This window comes from Aquabacterium sp. A08 (assembly GCF_011742065.1).
Map to the genome: position 1 here is coordinate 1 of NZ_JAAQQT010000103.1, position 448 is coordinate 448.

1 protein-coding gene is annotated in these 448 nt (G+C 65.2%); it reads right to left on the reverse strand.

Annotated features, from left to right (window positions below):
• Nucleotides 1-448, reverse strand: a 448-nt coding sequence (locus HA630_RS00590) for a DUF502 domain-containing protein (RefSeq protein ID WP_166832039.1), incomplete at both ends; no start/stop codon positions are given.

Below are 448 nucleotides of genomic sequence, written 5' to 3' on the forward strand. Positions count from 1 at the left end.
CGCATGGCTTCTTCCACCGACATGTCGATGGGGGTGAGCCAGTCGCGCGGCACGAACAGGGTGTAGCCGCCGATCATGTAACCCATGGGCAGGTACACCGCCACCCGGTCACCGGGCAGAAAACCCGGCGGCAAGCCGCGCAGGTGGTTGCGGGTGATGAGGCCGACGATTTCCACGTCCTGCCCCGGCGGACGCAACACCACCACCTGCTGGCTGGCGCCGCCGGCGGGTTGGGGCGCAAAATAGTCGGCGAAGCTTTTGAGCGAGGAGTACACGCTCTTGACCACCGGCAGGTTGGTGAACGGCAGCTCCACCCATGACAGCAGCCGCGCCGTGGTTTTGCCCGAAATCAAGAAGCCGGTCAGCACGATGGCGCCGGTGGCCAGCAGCAGGCCCAGGCCGGGGATGTAAAAATCCCCCACAAAGGGGCGGATCAGCTGCATGGACA